Raw genomic sequence first — 18,035 nt, forward strand, 5'->3', positions numbered from 1 at the left:
CACAGGCCACCTACCTACATGGAGATGGCCCATGGTCCGGCACCCCCTGCGCGGCAGCGAGCGCACCATTCCTGAAGACGCGCGCATCCTCGGCGATGCGCATCCGGCAGAGCAGATCCGGGCGCTCGTGCAATTGCGCCGCCCGAACGAGGCTGAGCTCGATGCGCGCCTGTCCGGATTCGTCCACGCGCATGCCGCCGGAACGCCACCGCCCACACCGCTCACCCGCGAAGAATGGGCCGCCCAGTTTGGCGCTGCCACGGACGACATCGACGCCGTGCGCACCTTTGCCCGCGAACAGGGCCTGCAAGTGGTCGAAGTGAACGTGGCCGCTGCCACGGTCATGCTGGAAGGCTCCGTCGAACAATTTTGCCGGGCGTTCGATACGCACCTGCACCGCGTGGCACACGGCGACTGCGAATACCGCGGACGTTCGGGCCCGCTGCGGTTGCCGGAATCATTGCAGGACGTGGTGGTTGCCGTCCTGGGGCTCGACTCACGCCCGCAGGCGGCGCCGCACTTTCGCTTTGTGCCGTTGCCTACCGGATCGGTTGAGCCGGGAGGCATCCGGCCCGCCCGTGCGGCGCCCACTGCGTCGTACACGCCGGTGCAGCTCGCGCAGCTCTACGGCTTTCCGCAGGGCGATGGCGCCGGCCAGTGCATTGCGTTTGTTGAGCTTGGCGGCGGCTATCGGGAAGACGATCTGCGTGCGTACTTCCAGGAGGTGGGCGTGCCGATGCCGACGGTGACGGCCATACCGGTCGGGCCGGGCGCCAACCGCCCGACCGGCGACCCGAGCGGGCCCGACGGCGAAGTCATGCTCGACCTGGAAGTGGCAGGCGCTGCGGCGCCGGGCGCCAAGCTGGCTGTGTACTTCACCGTCAATACCGACGCCGGTTTCGTGCAAGCCATCAACGCCGCCATCCATGACACCAAGCTGCGGCCCTCGGTGGTTTCCATCAGTTGGGGCGCGCCCGAAAACGCCTGGACGCCGCAGGCCATGCAAGCCGTCAACGCCGCGCTGCAGAGCGCCGCAACCATGGGCGTGACGGTGTGTGCGGCCTCGGGCGACAACGGCTCCAGCGACGGCCAGTCTGATCGTGCAGATCACGTCGACTTTCCCGCCTCCAGCCCGTACGCCCTGGCATGTGGCGGCACCAGCGTGCGTGCCAGCGGAAACCGCATCGCAGAGGAAACCGTCTGGAACGACGGCGCACGAGGCGGCGCGGGCGGCGGCGGGGTGAGCACCGTCTTTGCATTGCCGAGTTGGCAGCAGGGCCTGGCCGCGCAGCAAACCGGCGGCGAGAGTGTGCCGCTGGCGCGGCGCGGCGTGCCTGATGTCTCGGCCGATGCCGACCCGCTGACCGGCTATGTCGTCCGCGTGGATGGGGAGTCCGGCGTAGTGGGCGGCACCAGCGCCGCCGCACCGCTGTGGGCCGCGCTCATCGCACGCATCAACGCCATCAAGGGGCGCCCGGCGGGTTATCTGCATGCGCGGCTGTATCAGAACCCCGCCGCGTTCAACGACATCAAGCAGGGCAACAACGGCACCTTTGCCGCCGCGCCCGGTTGGGACGCCTGCACAGGCTTGGGCAGCCCCAAGGGCGACGCAATCGCGAACCTTTTCTAGCAGCGAGGCACGCATGACCACCACCGACCAGCCGTTCTTCGACCCCACCGCATACGGCAACGGCCCCGACGACAACGTGACCGACACCAGCGAGGGCATGGCGATCACGCATCACACCGTGCGCATCGGCGGACGCAATATCGCTTACACCGCGCATGCCGGCCACCTCGTCACGGTAGACCCGAGCAGTTCGCAGCCTGCGGCCAAGATGTTCCACGTGGCCTTTGTGGCGGATGCGCCAGCGGGCGGCGCACAGGCGCGGCCGGTGACGTTCTTCTATAACGGCGGGCCGGGGTCTTCGGCGGTATTTGTGCTGCTGGGGTCGTTCGCACCGCGCCGCATCGTGACATCGATGCCGTCGTTCACGCCGCCCGCGCCGTATCGCATGGAAGACAACCCGGACAGCCTGCTCGATCGCTCCGACCTGGTTTTCATCAACCCGGTCGGCACCGGCTATTCGACGGCCATCGCGCCCAAGCGCAACCTCGATTTCTGGGGCGTTGACCAGGACGCGCGCAGCATCGCGCAGTTCATCAAGCGTTGGCTGACGGCCAATGATCGATGGAATTCGCCGAAGTTTCTGTTTGGCGAGTCTTACGGCACGGCGCGTTCCTGCGTGCTGTCGTATGTGTTGCATGAAGACGGGGTCGACCTGAACGGCATCACGCTGCAGTCGTCCATCCTCGACTACACGCAGGCGGGCAACCCGGTGGGGCTGTTGCCGACCTGTGCGGCGGATGCGTGGTTCCACAAGCGAGCCACCTCGCCCAAGGGCGGGCCACTGCCCGCGGATGTGGGCGACTTTGCCGAAGCTGCCGCCGTATTTGCCAGCACCGATTACGAAAAAGCGCTTGCCAAGCCCACGCATGCCGATCCGGCCGTGCTGAAAACGTTGTCTGCCTATACCGGCATCGATGCGGCGACGTTGCAGGGCTGGCGGCTGGATGTGGCAGCTTATGACGGCGCGGGCACGTCGCTGTTCCTGACCACGCTGCTGGCCGACAAGGGCTTGTCGCTGGGCGCGTACGACGGCCGCGTCACGGGCATCCACACCGGCATTGCAGCCAGCGTAGATCCGAACTCGGGCGGCAATGATCCGACCATGACGGCAGTGTCGGGCGTCTACACCGCCATGTGGAACACCTACCTGAACGACGACCTGAAGTTCACGTCCAACTCCGCCTTCACGGATTTGAACGACCAAGCCTTCCGCCATTGGGACTTCCGTCACACCGACCCGACCGGCGCGCAGAAAGGGCTTGATGCCAACGGCAACGTTGCCCTTTACACCGCCGGCGACCTGGCGGCCACGATGAGCTTGAACGTGGATCTGAAAGTGTTCTCCGCCAACGGCTATTACGACTTCGTCACGCCGTTCTACCAGACCATGCTGGACCTGAAGGCGATGCCGTTGCTGGATGCGGGCGTGCGCGGGAACCTGTCGGCGGGGTTCTATCCGTCGGGGCACATGGTGTATCTGGACGGCGGTTCGCGCACGGCATTGAAGGCCGATCTGGCGCGCCTTTACGACGCTGCCACGACCGACCACCAGGCTGTCGCGCGCATCCGCATGCTGCAGGCGCGCAAGGCCTGAGCGGCGGGCTTGCAGGCCGCGCCGCGCAATGTGTGGATCAATAGCCGCGGTAGTACGGGCGGTAGTAATGCGGGCGGTCGTAATAGCCGCCTGCCGGCACCACTACGCACGCGCTCAGCGCAGAGGTGGCGGCAGCAGCAAGGATGAGGAGGGCGATGGTGCGTTTCATGATGAGGCTCCGTGGTGATCGTTGGACTTGGCTTCACTGTATGGACACCCCTCGAAACCGTGCTTTACCGTTTGTAAGAAAAACTGTGACGTTCAGGCCGGTAATCGACGGCCCGCCCCGTGCTGGCAACGCTTGCGTCACGGTTGCCGTAATTTGCCGTTACCTTTGCGATCAGACTGTGGAGCCGCTCGGGCCTGTTCAGGCACTGTCAGCACAGCGCCACAATGTTCCACGAACTTATCGCCACAGTATTGACAGATCCTCGAGATCGGCGGGAAATAGAACAAACGGCAAACGTTGGGCTTCAAGTTTGAACGCACAGCGCCGATAGCCGTTCATATAGATGTCAGGGCGTCTCGGCTCCAGCCGAGGCAGCAAAGCCCTGCGGGGACCATGCGATGCGCGCCGCCCAACCGTGCGCATCGGCAACACATCGGGGGACGCATCATGACGAATCTTCTGGAATCCACCATCGCCTGGGCCGCACCGTGCTTGATCGCTACCGCGATCGTCGCGCCGGTCATGTGGAACAAGCTGCGTACGCGCCGGATGCTCGAAGCGATGCACGAGGCACGCGAACACCGCGACGAGTGATCTGCCGATCGGCCATCTGCGCCGATCCCATCTTCTTGTCACGCCAGTAAAAACGAAAACGGGCGCCGCATTGCTGCTGGCGCCCGTTTGGCATTCTGCGATGCCGGTTGCGGCGCGTCCCGTTGCGCCGCAACCGTGTTCGCTCAGGCTGCCACGGCCTGGCTGACAACGTCGCGCATGGCGGCGTGTGCTGCTTCCAGGGCTTGCGTGCGGGCGTCCGGGCCCATCGCCAGGCGTTCTGCGCGTACGAACTGCACATCGGTGATGCCAAAGAAGCCGAAGACGGTCTTTAGATAGGCCTCCTGGAAATCCATGGCGGCTGCCGGGCCGGCGGAGTACATGCCGCCGCGTGTCGACGCAACGATCACCTTCTTGCCACCGGCCAGGCCAACCGGGCCGTTTTCCGTGTACTTGAACGTACGGCCGGCTTGCGCCACGCGGTCAATCCAGGCTTTGAGCTGGCTGGGCACCGAGAAGTTGTACATCGGTGCGCCCACCACGATTACGTCGCTGGCGAGCAGTTCATTCACGAGCGCTTCTGACCGGGCATGCTCGGCGCGGGTGGCATCGTCAAAATCATCGGCGCCCGTGGCGCGAAAGCCGGCGGCAATAGCGCCGTCCAGGTGCGGAATCGCTTCGACCGACAGGTCACGGTGGACGACGGTGGTGCTGGGGTTTTCGCGGCGCAGCTCGTCAACAATGGCGGCGCTCAGGAGGCGCGAGGCCGAGGCGTCACCGAGGATGCTGGAATCAATGTGAAGGACTTGCATGGTGTCTCTCCAAGAAAAAGGTGGGTTGCTGCAAAGATAGTGCGATGCAGCAGGTTCCAGTAGTGGGTCGAATCGACACACATCGTTCTATGAGTGAGACAATGCGCCGGAGCTTTGGAGAACGGCCATGGAAGACCTGAACGACCTCGTCCTGTTTGCCAGTGTGGTGACGCACGGCAGTTTTTCCGGCGCCGCCCGGGCGCTGGGGATTCCCAAATCGCGCGTGAGCCGCCGCGTGGCCGATCTCGAGACACGTCTGGGTGTGCGGCTGCTGCAGCGCTCAACGCGGGCGGTGCATGTGACGGACGTGGGCTCGGCGTTCTTTACGCATTGCGAATCGATGACGCAGGCCGCCCGCGCCGCCTTCGAGGTGGCCGAGCATGCCAGCGAAAAACCTTCCGGCCGCCTGCGCGTGAGCTGTCCGGTGGGCGTGGCGCACGTCTTCATCGCACCCGTGCTGTCGAAATTCCTGCGTGCGCAGCCCGACGTGCGGCTGGAGCTGGACGTGACGAACCGCCGTGTCGACGTGATCGGCGACGGCTACGACGTCGCGTTGCGCGTGCGCTCGACGCTGGACGATTCCAACCTTGTCGTGCGCAGCTTTGGCGTGAGCGATCAGGTGCTCGTCGCCAGCCCGTCATTTGTTGCCGAGCATGGCCCGTTGGAGACGCCGGAATCGATGCGCGGCGTGATGGGCGTGGGCGTCGACGGCACGGCCGGAGAGCGGACGCGCTGGCGCCTGACCGCCCCCGAAGGCGGCGCGGTCGATATCGACTACACCCCCGCGCTGGTGACGGACGACTTGTACCTGATGGGGCAGACGGCGCTGGCCGGGATTGGCGTTGCGCAACTGCCGTTCAACCTGTGCGCGGAGCCGGTGCGCGATGGGCGGCTGGTCGTGCTGCTGCCGGAATACCGCTTGCCGGTGCACCAGTTTCACGCAGTGTTTCCGTCACGCCGCGGGCTGGTACCGGCCGTGCGCGCATTCATTGAATTTCTTGCAGAAGAGTTGCCCGGCATGACGGCAAATGTCAGCCGTTGTTATGAGGACATCGTCCGGCAACCCGATCGTTGACTCTGCAACGAATGCGAATCGGCAGTATCATCAACGGCTTCGCTTCTCCCATTGGCGCGGGTGCCTTGAGCGGCATTCGCGCACATTCCCATGTCCTCCCGCCCGAGCATCGAACCGCCCAAGCCAGACACGCCTACCGCGCCCATTGGGACGGTATCCAGCCCGCTGGATACGCCACCGGTGGCCGAAATTCAGGTGATGGCGGTGATGGGCGGGCTGATGCTTGCCATTTTGCTGGGCGCGCTGGAGCAAACCATCGTTGCGGTGGCGTTGCCCGTGATCGCGGGCGAATTCAACGGCTTTGCGCTGATGGCGTGGCTGGTGTCGGCGTACCTGGTGGCGTCCACGGTCGTGACGCCGATCTACGGCAAGTTGAGCGACCTCTACGGCCGCCGCGCCATGTTGACGACGGCCATCGTCCTGTTCGTGCTGGCTTCCGTAGCGTGTGCACTGGCCACGAGCATGCCGATGCTGCTGCTCGCACGCGTGCTGCAGGGCCTCGGCGGCGGCGGCCTGATTTCGGTATCGCAGGCCACGATTGCCGACGTGGTGCCGCTGCGCGAGCGTGGCCGCTACCAGGGCTACGTGAGCGGCATGTGGGCCATGGCCAGCCTCGCGGGACCAGTAATCGGCGGTTATCTGACGCATTACCTGTCGTGGCGGTGGATCTTCTGGATCAATCTGCCGCTGGGCATCGTCGCGCTGCTGGTCGTACGCCGCACGCTGCGGCATCTGCCGGTGGCGCATCAGCGTCGGCCCATCGACGTGCCGGGCGTGGTGCTGTTTGCCGGCGGGCTGACCGCGCTGTTGTTGATGATCACCCGTGTGGGGCAGGGCACGCCGCTCACGCAGCCCGAGAACCTTGGCCTGCTGGCGGGTGCCGTGCTGCTGCTGGGCGCGTTTGTGTGGCAAGAGAACCGTGCCGTCGAGCCGATCATTCCCCTGTCGATGTTCCGTGTGCGCACGGTCACGATCTGCTGCCTGGCGCTGTTCCTCTGCTTCTTCCAACTGATTGCCACGTCGGTGCTGATGCCGCTGCGCTTCCAGATGGTGGCGGGTGCCAGCCCCGATGCTGCGGCACTGCGTCTCGTGCCGCTCACGCTGTCCATTCCGCTTGGCGCCTTTATTGCCGGAAAGTGGATGACGCACAGCGGCCGCTACAAGCCCCTCATGCTGGGTGGCGCGTGCGTGGTGCCGTTTGCCGTGGCGTCGCTTGGATTGTTGGACCCGCACAGCGTACTGGCGCTGACCCTGGCGATGATCGTGCTCGGCCTGGCGATTGGTGTGCAGTTCCCGACCGGCCTGGTCGCCACGCAAAACGCCGTGCCGCCGCAGACGGTGGGCCTGGCCACAGCGTTGACGGCGTTCTCACGCCTGCTGGGTGGCGCGGTGGGTGTGGCGGTGCTGACGTCCGTGCTGATTGCGCTGCTGCGTCAGGCGGCACCTGAAGCGCAGGTAGCGGCCGGCGGCGATGTGCTGATGGACCTCTTCCACGCCGCGCTTGCCAGCAGCGGCGCCGATGCCGAGGCCCTGCAGCGCGCAGGCGAGAGCGCCTTCAGGCATCTGTTCTTCTTTGCGGCTGCCGTGTCGGTGATCTCGCCGCTGCTGATCATCCGGCTGGAAGAGAAGGTGCTGCGCGGCAAGGTGTCGCTTGCCGAAGCCATCGAGTAACGCGCGGACGCACTATGTCGTTGCGGGCGCCAGTGCGCGGTGCCTGGCCCGGCGCGCGACGCTGCCCTCGTATAGCGCCCAGCGCAGCGTGGGCGCCACGGTGCGCATGGCCGCCGACGCAAACGCTGCCTGCAGCGGCGGCTGCTTGAGATCGAGCATCTGTATTGCCCACGGCGGCAGCAGCTGGATGCCCGCGTCCAGGAAGAGGCGTACCGCCGGGCGCAACCCCGGGCGCGGCGCCTGCCACGTCATCAACACCTCCACCACCGTGCGCGTGCGATCGCTGGCCACCAGCTCGGCGCGCATTGCATTCAGATAGGTTTGCACGGCCGCCCGCGATTTCGGCACGTCGCGCGCGCCGAGCATCTCGGCCACCAGCGCGGTCTCTTCAAAGTAACGATCCTGCTGGGCGCCGCCGAGGTAGCCGTCTACGTAGCGCAGATAGCCTGCCAGGAAGCTGGACATCTCAGCCACATGCACCCAGGTAAGCAGGTCTGGGTCGTTGGCTGAATATGGCCGGCCATCGGGCGCGATGCCCTGCACGCGGTCGTGGATGGTCTTCACGCGCTCGATGAGGGCCAGTGCATCATGCCGGCTGCCGTACGTGGTGCCGGCCACGAACTGTGCGGTGCGGCCCAGGCGCCCTTGCAAGTCTTCCCGGAAGTTGGAGTGGTCCCATACGCCGGCCAGCGCGCGGGGGTGCAGCGCCTGCAGCAACAGCGCGCTGATGCCGCCGGCCATCATCGCCGGGAAATCGGCATGCACCTTCCAGCAGACCGCGTCGGGGCCGAACAGCCCAGGGTCGCCCGGTGGCGAGGCAATGTCGAGGGTGAGGCTGCCGGTCGCGCGCGTAAGGCCGCGGACCTGGTTGGCGATGCGTTCGCGAATGGCGACGAGGGGCGAGGGCATGGTGCCGGAAGTGCCGGGAAGCACGAGGCGAAGAAGCGTTCATTTTACCGAGCCGCGTCGGAGCACGCCTTGGCTGTCGTGATGACAGAACGCCGCATGGTCGATGTGCATCCGCAGGCCCATTTGTTGCGAGACTGTGGGCGTTAGCGCCTCCTAGAATGAAGATCAATTCCACAAGAACGCCGTTTATGACCTTGCATCGACATCCCGCCTGGCTGCGCCCCATTGCCCTGCTTGCGCTGGTGGCCGGCCTATGCCTGAGCCCCGCCTTGCGCGCGGCAGACAATGCGCAGGGCCTGCGCGACAAATATCAGAGCGTGGCGCCCCAGTTGGCTGACAACCCGTTCCACCGTCCGCTGGTGTTGGAATCCACCGAGACGCCCAACATGCTCCAGGGCGACATCTACAGCGTGGTCGATTACCCGTTCGCTACGGTGAGCGGCGCGTTGAGTGACGCAACGCAAGGCCCCGGCAACTGGTGCGACGTGCTGATCCTCCACCTCAATATCAAGTATTGCCGCGCCGGGTCCGGGCCCCGTGGCACCGTGCTCGACGTGAATCTGGGTCGCAAGGTTGAGCAGAGCTTGTCCAGCAGCTATCGGCTGGAATTCAACTACCGCCCCGTTGCCAGCAGCGCGGGCTACTTCCGCGTGGAACTGAATGCTGAGTCCGGGCCGTTCAGCACGAAGGATTACCGCATCATGCTGGAGGCGATTCCGGCCCCGGCCGGCGGCAATCACACCTTTCTGCATCTGACGTACGCGTACGGTTACGGCACCGCAGGGCGGCTGGCCATGCGCACGTATCTGGGCACGGTCGGCAGCGACAAGGTGGGTTTTACAAAGACGGCAGAATCCTCAGCCGCCGCACCGGAATATGTGGGCGGTGTGCGTGGCCTGCTCGAGCGCAACACGATGCGCTACTACCTCGCCATCGATGCCTATCTGAAGGCGTTGTCGGCGCCGCCTGACAAGCGTTTGCAGCAGCGGCTGAATACGTGGTTCAACGCCACCGAGCAGTACCCGCGCCAGTTGCACGAAGTAGAGCGCCAGGACTACCTGCAGATGAAGCGCCACGAGACTGAGCGCCAGCAGACGGCGCAGTAGCGCTTCAGGCGGGACGGTAAACTTTGGCGAAGCGCTGCGCCTGGACGACGCCGTAGTCGCCGGGGGCGTATTGGAGCACCCAGTCGCCGGCCTGGCCGTGCAGCACGTCGCCGGCCTCGGAGCGCGCCATCGAGAACGCTTCGTTCATCTGCCTGGCAAGCACCACGCTCGGGCGGTTGCGATAAGCGCCTGCCTGCCCATGCGCGAGCGCCGCATCGGCAGGGGCGTACTTCGCATCGAAACGCTCGCGCGAGACCACCCAGCGGTCGCCCGTTGAACCGGTGATCAGCGCGTCGCCAGGGGCGTAGCGGTTGGGGCCTTCCAGACTCATCAGCTCGCCGGCTTCGGCGGCAAAGTCGACGTGGACGGTCTCGTCCTTGACGAAGGGTCGGGCGGCGGGGTCCGTGCGCAGGTCGACGTGTTGCAGCGTGGGCATGAGGTGACGCGAAAGCGATGAAAGCGAGGTCGGGCGAAAGGCCGTAAGCGTAGCGCAAATAGCACCGCTACAGCGTGGTGGCCTTGCCGTTGCGGTCGCGTTCGAACACCTTGTGGCGGATACGCAATGCGGTTTCTGAAGGAGATGCCTTGCCAGTTTGGGCTCGACGACGTCGCGCACCACCATCACCTGTCGTCCGAGTTGATGTCGTGGGGGGGGCGTGCTTCCGTGGTGGTCCGTAATGCGTTGTAGGCCCATGTAACCAACGGCGATAGAGCGATGGTGCGTTCGCGCGCACAATACCGCAGCTCAATCTTGCGGAGTGCGCATGCTGATCGATTGGTCCCTCATCGCCACGCGCGAGGCTGACACGCTTCACGACACGTTTGTCGATATGGAAGGCTGGGCGATGCCGCTGGACGCTGCCGCCCGGTCTGCCGACTACTTCCTGCTGAGCGCCGAAGCGCCATGCTGCGGCGGTTGCGTGCCGCGCAACCCTGCCACCAGCATCGAAGTGCTGGCAGCCGCCCCTTTGCCGGTGGGCGACATGACGCGCGTGCGTGGCCGGCTGATCCGTTTGCAGGACGACCCCGCGGGCTGGCGCTATCAATTGGTGGATGCATCTCTTGCACCCGTGCAATCCACTGCCAGATCGCCCCGCGTCAGCCGTCGCGTGTTTCTGGCCGCAGGTGCCGCAATGGGCTTGGCGGCCTGCGCGCCGGGACGCTTTGCCAATTACACCGACGCACCGTCCGACGCAGCTTCCAAGTGGACACCGCCACCCGGCGCATTGACCATCGATATGCATTCCCACGCCGGGCGCGTCATCATCTCTCGCGACCCCAGGATCGGAGCCGATCGGCCGTTTTTGCCAGCGGCCGAGTCGATGCGCGCCGGGGGCATGAACGTCATTTGCCTGGCCATCGTGACGGACACCACGGTCGTGCACGTGGGCGCTGGCGGCCACCGCTTCGAGGCTTTTCGCAGTCCGGAGCCAGGTGAGCTGTATCGACTTGGCATGACGGAATTTGCCCGCGCACAGCGGCTGATCGAGCGCGAACAACTGCATGTGGTGACCGACGCCGCGTCGCTTGCCGCCATGGGCACGCAGGGGCCGAGCGTCATCATCGCGTCGGAAGGGGCAGATTTTCTGGAAGGCCGCATCGAGCGCGTGGACGACGCCTACACGCAGCACCGTCTGCGGCACCTGCAGCTCACGCATTACCGTGTGAACGAACTGGGCGATATCCAGACCGAGCCACCAGTGCATGGCGGCTTGACCAATTTTGGCGCAGACGTGGTGCGCCGCTGCAATGCGCTGGGCATTGTGGTGGACGTAGCTCACGGCACGTATGACCTCGTCAAGCGTGCAGCGGCGACGACCACCAAACCGCTGGTGCTGTCGCATACGGCGTTGTCGGGGTCACTCCGGGCGCGCAGCCGGTTGATTTCAGCCGACCATGCACGCGCGGTGGCGGACACTGGCGGCGTGATTGGCGTGTGGCCCAATGCGGCAGATTTCCCCAATCTCGATGCCATGGCGATGGGCATCAAGCGCATGGCCGATGTGGTGGGCGTGGCGCACGTGGGGCTGGGCACCGACATGCTCGGTTTTATCCGGCCGCCGGTGTTCACCAGTTATGCGCAGTTGCCGGCGCTGGCCGCGGCGCTGCAGAAAGCTGGATTCACGGCAGTGGAAGTTGGCCAGATTCTGGGCGGAAATTACCGGCGCGTGTTTGAGGCGACGGTGGGTTGATCGAGGCCCGCAAGGCAGACAAACCTTGCGGGCCCGATCACCGCACTTCCCCGTGTGCCCTGCGCGTTAGCGGTCGTACTCGACCGACGTGGTGAAGTTCAGATCCAGCGGGTCTGCCCACGACATGTTGGTGAACGACATGTCCTGCGCGCCCGTCCAGCCCGTCACCGCCGGGAAGGCTGCCCCCTGGTCACCCGCCACGTTCAAGGTGATCGTGGTCCCGGGCGCAGCCGGTGATGCGCGGCCCGCACCGTTCACGAACACCGTCGGCTGGCCCGACATCGTGGAACGGATCTGCACGTTGACGCGCTTCACGAATGGCACGCCGGCCTTGGTCGTCCAGGTGACAGGCAGGGCGGGGCCGCCCGCAAACGTCGATGCCGTGCCCGGGGTGAGGATGTCGCGCGTGGCCTGTGAGATGTCCTGCCACGTGTACTGGCGCAGCGCATCCGGCGAGGGCGACGGCGTGCGCAGCCGCACCGTGTAGGTCTTGGATGGCTGGCTGGTCACGCCCCCCTGATAGATGGCGATCGTGTAGGCGCTGAACGGCGTGATGGTCGCCAGCTCAGACGCTGTCAGTTGCGGCTTGGCCCATGCCGTGTTGTTGCGCGGTGCATCGCCGGGCCACGTGAAGCTGCCCTGGTTGGCCGGGTCCTGTGCTACGCCCGCGAGGCGAAAGTTATTGCGGCAGGCGCTTTGCTTGGCGAGCAGGGCGAGCTGCGCCGGGGTCTGGCCTGCGCCAACCTGGGCGCGGATGTTGAGCGTGTCGCAGGTGCCGGAAGACGGCTGCAGGAACACGCCATTGCGCAGGCCCGGGCCGGTCACGATCGCAAAATCGACCGGCGTGCCGGCGGCGTCCGCGATGCCCACCTGCATGTTGATCGAATCGACAAACGCGTTGGTGCCCGTCATTGCGGTGGCGCTGTTCAGCCAGTCCCACTTCTGCGCATTGGCGTTGACCTTGGTGAACACGGCGCGTTGGTTGCCGACGATACGCCAGCCGTTGTCGCCGCTGGCGCGGGAGGCGGGCTGCACCGCCACTTGCACGTGCTGCTGCATGCCGTCGCGAAGGCCGTCGGCGCGGGTCCAGGCGAGCTTGATCCACAGCGTGTCACCGCTGCTGGACGTCACGCGGATGATCTCCGGCAGGCTGAAGCTGGCGTTGTTCATCGCGTCGTCGGCAAACAGGCCTGGGTTGCCCCCGCCCGATGCCGGCCCGAATTCCTGGTCAGCCGTCATGCCGTTGTTGAGGTAGGCCGAGGGCACGCCGTTGATGAGCGCGCCGCTGGTCACGTCGTCCACGAAAATTTGACCGCAAACGGGCACGCTTCCGCCTGTGCGCGCCGCACCTGTAGAGCCGGCAAAACACTGGTTGAGCGCCGTTTGCAATGCGGCCAGATCCGAGGCGGTTGGCAGGTTGGCGACGGGGTTGCCATTGATGGTCGCCACGCTTGGCAGGCTCGCCTTGTCGCTGGGCTGGGGCGCTACGCCGGGCAAGAGCTGCAACTGCGCGGGCGTATCGCTCGACGCGCCGGCGACGGAGCTGATCTGCACGCTGCCGTCCGGCAGCACGTTCACTTTCAACTGATCGAGCAGGCGGTCGAGCCCTGGGGCGCCTGCGGTCAGCGGGCCCGAGATCAGATCTACCCCGGTGTTGCCGGTGGCGGCCAGCAGGTCGGCCAGCGCGGCGGCATAGGCGGCCACCGTATTGGAGACGGTTTGTGCAGTCACCTTGCTTTGCAGCAGGCCCGTGTTGCCCAGCAGTTTGCTCGGGTTGTCACCCACGATGGTCGCGGCAATGGCGTTGGTGATGGGCGTGATGTTGATCGTCTGGCTGCCCGCACTGGCGGACAGCGCGATCAGCGTGGCTTGCGAGTCGGCAACGTTGCCCGATGCCGACAGCACGAACGGCGCGGTAAGGCCTGTGACCGTGCACTGGAAGGCCCCCGTGGTCGCGTTGGCCGGGCAGTCGACCGACTTGCCGGTCGCGTCCATCAGCGTCACTGTGGCGCCCTGCATGGCCGCACCCGAGGCGGCGACACCGCTGACGGTCTGTGCAGCCGGAACGTTCGGGCCGGGCGATGTGCTTGCGCTGCTGCCGGAATCGCCGCCGCCGCAGGCCGAGACGGCAAGCGTGACCAGTGCGATTGCAATGGGGGTAAGTTTCATGGAGTCCTCCCTGGATCGTGGGTGCGCCGTGCGTGCGACGCCGTTATTCCGTTATTCGCACGGAGATTCTCAAAGCGCGCCCTAAGCGTGCGCATCATTCATTTGGAGGAAAGCGCCGCCAAATGAACGATGTTGATCGGCGCACGCGCGTGCTACGTTTGCGCACACAACGTGTCCGCTGCCACTTCGATTGCATCGGGTGAGCACGGCGGGCGCCATGGCCAGACAGCCATCCTTCGGGGGAGGGAAGTGTGCTCAAAGACCAGCTCATCGGTGATCTGTACGAAGCTGCGGTGACGCAGGATGGCTTCCTGGAAATGTTTCACGACGTCACCGAAGCGCTAGGCGCCAACGTGTTCCACATGTTCAGTTGGGACCCCGTTCGCAACGCACCCCACCTCTCGACTTACTCCCCAGGGCGGGGATGGGACGACATCATTGCCCGCTACGACCAGTACTACGGTGCGCTCGATCCGCGCCGGGAGCATGTCGCACGCGCCGCGCTAGGTGAATTTGCCTTTTGCCAGGACTACGTGTCCGACGCCTACGTCGAGCGCAGCGAGTTCTACCAGGACTATCAACTTCCCTCGGGATTTCGCTACCTGATGGGCGTGCGGCTGGCGCGCCCCGGCGGCAGCGACATCCTGCTCGGTATGCTGCGCGCGAACGGGCGCACACCGTTTTCGGACGAGGAGCGCGCCACGGCCGCCGGCATGACCGGTCACCTGCAGCGCACCATCAATCTCTGGCAGGACACGCGCGTGCTGCATCGCGATGCGGCCCTCGGCGCCGAATTGATGGAGCAGCTTGGCCTGGCCGTGTTCGCACTCGGGCGGGATCAGCGTGTGCTGTTTGCCAACGCACAGGCCGAAGCGTTGCTGCGCGCATCGACTTGCCTGCGGCTGGAGCACGGCCGACTGACTGCAGCGTTTGCTGCCGACAACGATGGGTTGCAAGCCGCGCTGGCGCGGGTGGCCAAGTCACGCAAGGGCGAGAGCTTTGCCGTGCGGCCGGCGCTCGGCTCGGCGCACGAAGTCTTCCTCGGTATTTCGCAATTGCCCGCCAATGCCGCGCATGCCGCGTTTGGCGATGCCGCCATGCTTGTTACAGCGCGCCGCAAGGGCGATGCCGCACCGGTGACGGCCATGCAATTGCGCCAGGCCTTCGGCTTGTCGGCCGCTGAGGCGGCGGTGGGCGAAGCGCTGATCGCCGGTAAGACGCCCGACGAATACGCGGCCGACGCCAACGTCGCCATGTCGACCGTGCGCTCGCAGCTACGGGCCATCTTCGAAAAGACCTGCACGCGCTCGCAGGCGGAGGCCGTGGGCGCAATGCTGTGGGTGCTGTCGCAGCACAGGCCGCAACGCTAGACGGCTGTCAGGAAAATACCGGACGGAAGAAGCTGCGCTCGTAGCTGACGATGCAGCCGGTGTCTTCTGCGTACTGGAAGGCCGCCACGCAATCGGGGTCGCTCTTCGAGCGTTCCCGATAGACCTCATAGGCCGCCAGACTCGGGAACGAGAACAATGCCAGCGCGACATTGCTGGCACCTTCCGACGGCAGGAAGTAGCCGTGGTGTTTGCCGCCGAACTTCTCGACCAATGGAATCCACATCTTGCCGTAGGTCTCGAACTCGCGGAGTCGGGCGGGGTTGACGATGTAGCGGATATAGCAGGTGATCATGTTGTTTGCGGGCGGGTGACTGAGCCGATGAGCCTAAACGCCTGCCCGCTACCTGTTCAATCTCAGTAGTACCGCAGCTCCGTCGCCTTGCCGTGGAACACCTTGTACGAGTAGATCGTGTAGCCGACGATGGTCGGCAGCACGATGGCCACGCCCACCAGCATGAACTCGAGCGATTCCGGCGCGCTGGCGGCCTGCCAGATGTCGAGCCTGTCCACCACAAGATAGGGGAAGAGGCTGTAGGCCAGGCCGTTGAAGGCCAGCAGAAAGATGGCGCCGGTGCCGACGAACGGCGCCCAGATCAGATGTTCATCGCCCTTGGCAATCTGCTGCGGCAAGCGGCGCAGTACCCAGTCGATCAGCAGGAACAGCACGATCGTCACGAGCGGCACGGGCGCCAGCAGGATGATGTTCGGCAGCGCAAACCACTTGTCGAACACGCGTGTGCTGACCCACGGCGTTGCGAGCGACACGGCGGCCACGCCCAGCGCGGTGAACCACAGGCTGCCGCGTGCCCACTGCACCGCGCGCAGCTGCAGCGCGCCTTCCGTCTTCATGATGAGCCACGTTGCACCTAGCAGCAGGTAGCCGGCAATGAGGCCGCCCGCCGTGCAGATCGCAAAGACGACGTTGGCGGCGTCGTACTGGAAGCCCGTGATGTACAACCCGAGCATCAGGCCTTGCGCAGCGGTGGCGATGACGGAGCCCGCATAGAACGCGCGGTTCCACCACGGCTTGTGGTGCGCGCGCGCCTTGACGCGAAAATCGAATGCCACGCCACGCAGGATGAGGCCGAACAGCATCAGCGCCACCGGCAGATACAGCGCGCCCAGGATCTCTCCATGTGCGGCGGGGAACGCCACGAGCAACAGCCCGACCCCGAGCACGAGCCAGGTTTCGTTGGCGTCCCAGAACGGGCCGATCGAGGCGATCATGGTGTCTTTCTCGGCGTCGTCGGCGCGGCGCAGCAGGATGCCGACGCCCAGGTCATAGCCGTCGAGCACGACGTAGGCCAGCACGGCAATCCCCATCAGGGCCATGAAGACCACCGGCAGCCAGCCGGCGGGTTGGGTGAGATCAGGGATGGTGCTCATGCGTGGCTCGCGAGGGTCGCAGAAAATTGAGTGGTGTGCTTGCCGGGAATGTCGGCGTCCGTCGGGTCGATGGCGCCACCGGCCTTGCGGGCCAGATAGAAGACCACGCCGATGTAGGAGGCGATGAGGAACGCGTACAGCGCGAGATACATCGCCAGCGTGCTGCCGATCATCCGCGCGGGCACGGAAGACGCAGCCTGCGCGGTGGTCAGCACGCCATAGACAAGCCACGGCTGGCGGCCAATCTCGGTCACGTACCAGCCGGCCACCACGGCCACCCAGCCCGAGAACGTCATGGCGACGAGCGCGCGTGCCAGCCAGTTCGGCAGTTCACCATTCCGGCGAAGGCGCCAGGCGCTGGTCCATGACACCGCCAGCATCAGCAGCCCCACGCCCACCATCAGGCGGAAGGCAAAGAACACCGGCAGCACGGGCGGATGCTGGTCGAACTGGTCGAGCCCTCGCACTTCGCCATCAAGCGAATGCGTGAGATACAGCGACGCCAGCTTCGGCACCGCGATCTCATAGCGGTTGCTGTGCGAAGCCGCATCGGGAATACCGAACAGCACGGCGGGCACGCCGCGTTCGGTTTTCCAGATGCCTTCCATCGCGGCCAGCTTGGCCGGTTGATGCTCCAGTGTGTTGAGACCGTGCGCATCGCCGGCGGCAATCTGCAACGGGATCAACATGGCGGCAAGCACTACGCCCGTCTTGAGCGCCGCACGCACATCGCCACCGCGGTCGTTGCGCAGCCAGCGGTAGGCCGATACCCCGGCCAACAGGAACGACACCGTCAGCCCCGAGGCCAGCAGCATGTGCGTGAACCGGTACGGAAACGACGGGTTGAAGATGATCGCCAGCCAGCTTTGCGGATGCGCGCGGCCGTCGATCATCACGTAGCCGGCGGGCGTCTGCATCCACGAGTTGAGCGCGATGATCCAGAACACCGAGATGGTCGTTCCCAGCGCAACCAGGAACGTCGCGAATGTGTGGATGCGCGGGCTTACGCGGCCCGTGCCGAACAGCATGATCCCGAGGAAGCTGGCCTCCAGAAAGAACGCCGTCAGCACCTCATACGCCAGCAGCGGCCCGGCGATGTTGCCGACGGTATTCATGTAGCCCGGCCAGTTCGTGCCGAACTGAAAGCTCATCGTCACGCCGGACACCACGCCCAGCGCGAACGTCAATGCAAAGACCTTCACCCAAAGGCGATAAGCGGCCATCCACGCTTCGTCACCGGTCTTCCGATAGCGCAGCTTGAAGAACAGCAGCACCCACGCAAGCGCGATGCTGATGGTGGGAAAGAGGATGTGGAACGTGATGTTGGCGCCAAACTGGATGCGCGCCAGGACAACGGGATCGAGCGACATGATTTTTCT

Annotated in this window: 16 protein-coding genes; 8 read left to right on the forward strand and 8 right to left on the reverse strand. The window is 65.3% G+C overall.

Annotated features, from left to right (window positions below; all coding sequences use genetic code 11):
* Positions 1-31: 31 nt before the first annotated feature.
* Complete coding sequence (locus ACTJK4_RS09415) at positions 32-1,630, forward strand: S53 family peptidase (RefSeq protein ID WP_440476785.1); 1,599 nt, start codon at positions 32-34, stop codon at positions 1,628-1,630.
* Positions 1,554-3,224 (forward strand): S10 family peptidase, encoded by a 1,671-nt coding sequence (locus ACTJK4_RS09420; protein ID WP_440077354.1) that lies wholly within the window; start codon positions 1,554-1,556, stop codon positions 3,222-3,224. Before ACTJK4_RS09415 ends, ACTJK4_RS09420 begins: the two co-directional genes overlap by 77 nt.
* Before the next feature lie 37 nt (positions 3,225-3,261).
* On the opposite strand, the gene ACTJK4_RS09425 is transcribed toward ACTJK4_RS09420, so the two are convergent.
* Complete coding sequence (locus ACTJK4_RS09425; protein ID WP_260801500.1) at positions 3,262-3,393, reverse strand: hypothetical protein; 132 nt, start codon at positions 3,391-3,393, stop codon at positions 3,262-3,264.
* Positions 3,394-3,840: 447 nt separating this feature from the next.
* On the opposite strand from ACTJK4_RS09425, the gene ACTJK4_RS09430 reads away from it, so the two are divergent.
* Positions 3,841-3,987 carry a hypothetical protein gene (locus ACTJK4_RS09430; RefSeq protein WP_232039835.1) on the forward strand — a complete coding sequence of 49 codons (147 nt, stop codon included), beginning with the start codon at positions 3,841-3,843 and terminating at the stop codon, positions 3,985-3,987.
* A gap of 143 nt (positions 3,988-4,130) precedes the next feature.
* Here ACTJK4_RS09430 and ACTJK4_RS09435 read toward each other — a convergent pair whose 3' ends face one another.
* Positions 4,131-4,757, reverse strand: a complete 627-nt coding sequence (locus ACTJK4_RS09435; RefSeq protein ID WP_343620196.1) for an FMN-dependent NADH-azoreductase — start codon at positions 4,755-4,757, stop codon at positions 4,131-4,133.
* A 127-nt stretch (positions 4,758-4,884) separates the two neighbouring features.
* On the opposite strand from ACTJK4_RS09435, the gene ACTJK4_RS09440 reads away from it, so the two are divergent.
* Entirely contained in the window at positions 4,885-5,832 is a 948-nt protein-coding gene (locus tag ACTJK4_RS09440; RefSeq protein ID WP_414561875.1) for a LysR family transcriptional regulator, read from the forward strand.
* Positions 5,833-5,922: 90 nt separating this feature from the next.
* Positions 5,923-7,503, forward strand: coding sequence for an MDR family MFS transporter (locus ACTJK4_RS09445; RefSeq protein ID WP_440817699.1), 1,581 nt, complete (start codon positions 5,923-5,925; stop codon positions 7,501-7,503).
* Between the two features lie 12 nt (positions 7,504-7,515).
* Here the strand turns inward: ACTJK4_RS09445 and ACTJK4_RS09450 are convergent, their stop codons facing one another.
* Positions 7,516-8,412 carry an oxygenase MpaB family protein gene (locus ACTJK4_RS09450; RefSeq protein ID WP_440817701.1) on the reverse strand — a complete coding sequence of 299 codons (897 nt, stop codon included), beginning with the start codon at positions 8,410-8,412 and terminating at the stop codon, positions 7,516-7,518.
* A 188-nt stretch (positions 8,413-8,600) separates the two neighbouring features.
* On the opposite strand from ACTJK4_RS09450, the gene ACTJK4_RS09455 reads away from it, so the two are divergent.
* Positions 8,601-9,518 carry a hypothetical protein gene (locus ACTJK4_RS09455; RefSeq protein WP_316870760.1) on the forward strand — a complete coding sequence of 306 codons (918 nt, stop codon included), beginning with the start codon at positions 8,601-8,603 and terminating at the stop codon, positions 9,516-9,518.
* 4 nt (positions 9,519-9,522) lie between these two features.
* Here the strand turns inward: ACTJK4_RS09455 and ACTJK4_RS09460 are convergent, their stop codons facing one another.
* Complete coding sequence (locus ACTJK4_RS09460; RefSeq protein ID WP_322018451.1) at positions 9,523-9,954, reverse strand: PGDYG domain-containing protein; 432 nt, start codon at positions 9,952-9,954, stop codon at positions 9,523-9,525.
* Positions 9,955-10,282: 328 nt separating this feature from the next.
* Here ACTJK4_RS09460 and ACTJK4_RS09465 point away from each other — a divergent pair, with 328 nt between their 5' ends.
* Positions 10,283-11,710 carry a dipeptidase gene (locus ACTJK4_RS09465; RefSeq protein WP_440817703.1) on the forward strand — a complete coding sequence of 476 codons (1,428 nt, stop codon included), beginning with the start codon at positions 10,283-10,285 and terminating at the stop codon, positions 11,708-11,710.
* Positions 11,711-11,776: 66 nt separating this feature from the next.
* On the opposite strand, the gene ACTJK4_RS09470 is transcribed toward ACTJK4_RS09465, so the two are convergent.
* Positions 11,777-13,879, reverse strand: coding sequence for a hypothetical protein (locus ACTJK4_RS09470; RefSeq protein ID WP_440817705.1), 2,103 nt, complete (start codon positions 13,877-13,879; stop codon positions 11,777-11,779).
* A 251-nt stretch (positions 13,880-14,130) separates the two neighbouring features.
* On the opposite strand from ACTJK4_RS09470, the gene ACTJK4_RS09475 reads away from it, so the two are divergent.
* Positions 14,131-15,249, forward strand: coding sequence for a helix-turn-helix transcriptional regulator (locus tag ACTJK4_RS09475; protein WP_440476791.1), 1,119 nt, complete (start codon positions 14,131-14,133; stop codon positions 15,247-15,249).
* Positions 15,250-15,256: 7 nt separating this feature from the next.
* Here ACTJK4_RS09475 and ACTJK4_RS09480 read toward each other — a convergent pair whose 3' ends face one another.
* The 3 genes from ACTJK4_RS09480 to ACTJK4_RS09490 all read right to left on the reverse strand — a co-directional run bounded on the left by ACTJK4_RS09480 (position 15,257) and on the right by ACTJK4_RS09490 (position 18,026).
* Positions 15,257-15,562, reverse strand: coding sequence for an NIPSNAP family protein (locus ACTJK4_RS09480; RefSeq protein ID WP_260801510.1), 306 nt, complete (start codon positions 15,560-15,562; stop codon positions 15,257-15,259).
* A gap of 62 nt (positions 15,563-15,624) precedes the next feature.
* Positions 15,625-16,656 (reverse strand): cytochrome d ubiquinol oxidase subunit II, encoded by a 1,032-nt coding sequence (locus ACTJK4_RS09485; RefSeq protein WP_232039824.1) that lies wholly within the window; start codon positions 16,654-16,656, stop codon positions 15,625-15,627.
* Complete coding sequence (locus tag ACTJK4_RS09490) at positions 16,653-18,026, reverse strand: cytochrome ubiquinol oxidase subunit I (protein ID WP_260801512.1); 1,374 nt, start codon at positions 18,024-18,026, stop codon at positions 16,653-16,655. Before ACTJK4_RS09490 ends, ACTJK4_RS09485 begins: the two co-directional genes overlap by 4 nt.
* Positions 18,027-18,035: the final 9 nt, after the last annotated feature.

This window comes from Ralstonia sp. 22111 (assembly GCF_052045895.1).
GTDB classification, from domain to species: Bacteria; Pseudomonadota; Gammaproteobacteria; order Burkholderiales; family Burkholderiaceae; genus Ralstonia; species Ralstonia wenshanensis.

Excerpts from the sequence above, each read along its gene's own strand:
- ACTJK4_RS09415 (WP_440476785.1), top strand. The coding sequence starts at position 32 with ATGGTCCGGCACCCCCTGCGCGGCAGCGAGCGCACCATTCCTGAAGAC.
- ACTJK4_RS09425 (WP_260801500.1), bottom strand. The coding sequence starts at position 3,393 with ATGAAACGCACCATCGCCCTCCTCATCCTTGCTGCTGCCGCCACCTCT.
- ACTJK4_RS09430 (WP_232039835.1), top strand. The coding sequence starts at position 3,841 with ATGACGAATCTTCTGGAATCCACCATCGCCTGGGCCGCACCGTGCTTG.
- ACTJK4_RS09435 (WP_343620196.1), bottom strand. The coding sequence starts at position 4,757 with ATGCAAGTCCTTCACATTGATTCCAGCATCCTCGGTGACGCCTCGGCC.
- ACTJK4_RS09440 (WP_414561875.1), top strand. The coding sequence starts at position 4,885 with ATGGAAGACCTGAACGACCTCGTCCTGTTTGCCAGTGTGGTGACGCAC.
- ACTJK4_RS09445 (WP_440817699.1), top strand. The coding sequence starts at position 5,923 with ATGTCCTCCCGCCCGAGCATCGAACCGCCCAAGCCAGACACGCCTACC.
- ACTJK4_RS09450 (WP_440817701.1), bottom strand. The coding sequence starts at position 8,412 with ATGCCCTCGCCCCTCGTCGCCATTCGCGAACGCATCGCCAACCAGGTC.
- ACTJK4_RS09455 (WP_316870760.1), top strand. The coding sequence starts at position 8,601 with ATGACCTTGCATCGACATCCCGCCTGGCTGCGCCCCATTGCCCTGCTT.
- ACTJK4_RS09460 (WP_322018451.1), bottom strand. The coding sequence starts at position 9,954 with ATGCCCACGCTGCAACACGTCGACCTGCGCACGGACCCCGCCGCCCGA.
- ACTJK4_RS09465 (WP_440817703.1), top strand. The coding sequence starts at position 10,283 with ATGCTGATCGATTGGTCCCTCATCGCCACGCGCGAGGCTGACACGCTT.
- ACTJK4_RS09470 (WP_440817705.1), bottom strand. The coding sequence starts at position 13,879 with ATGAAACTTACCCCCATTGCAATCGCACTGGTCACGCTTGCCGTCTCG.
- ACTJK4_RS09480 (WP_260801510.1), bottom strand. The coding sequence starts at position 15,562 with ATGATCACCTGCTATATCCGCTACATCGTCAACCCCGCCCGACTCCGC.
- ACTJK4_RS09485 (WP_232039824.1), bottom strand. The coding sequence starts at position 16,656 with ATGAGCACCATCCCTGATCTCACCCAACCCGCCGGCTGGCTGCCGGTG.
- ACTJK4_RS09490 (WP_260801512.1), bottom strand. The coding sequence starts at position 18,026 with ATGTCGCTCGATCCCGTTGTCCTGGCGCGCATCCAGTTTGGCGCCAAC.